The sequence below is a fragment of the Pseudoalteromonas sp. RB2-MNA-CIBAN-0110 genome, assembly GCF_040309305.1.
Classification (GTDB): domain Bacteria; phylum Pseudomonadota; class Gammaproteobacteria; order Enterobacterales; family Alteromonadaceae; genus Pseudoalteromonas; species Pseudoalteromonas arctica.
In genome coordinates, this window is the sequence record NZ_JBEOOQ010000372.1 from 1 (window position 1) to 228 (window position 228).

2 tRNA genes are annotated in these 228 nt (G+C 49.6%); both read right to left on the reverse strand.

The features are described 5' to 3' along the window. Nucleotides 1–77: transfer RNA gene (locus tag AAEY68_RS21830), tRNA-Arg, on the reverse strand. A gap of 73 nt (nt 78–150) precedes the next feature. Continuing rightward, nucleotides 151–227, reverse strand: a tRNA-Arg gene (locus AAEY68_RS21835). Nucleotide 228 lies beyond the last annotated feature (1 nt).

Genomic DNA, 228 nt, shown 5'->3' on the forward strand with positions numbered 1-228 from the left:
TGGTGGGCGCAGGAGGATTCGAACCTCCGACCGCTCGGTTCGTAGCCGAGTACTCTATCCAGCTGAGCTATGCACCCACTTTATAGTTTACTTATTTTAACTCTAAGTAGAGCTTTTGCTTATTTAGACTCTAAGCGAGTTATTAAAGTATGGTGGGCGCAGGAGGATTCGAACCTCCGACCGCTCGGTTCGTAGCCGAGTACTCTATCCAGCTGAGCTATGCACCCA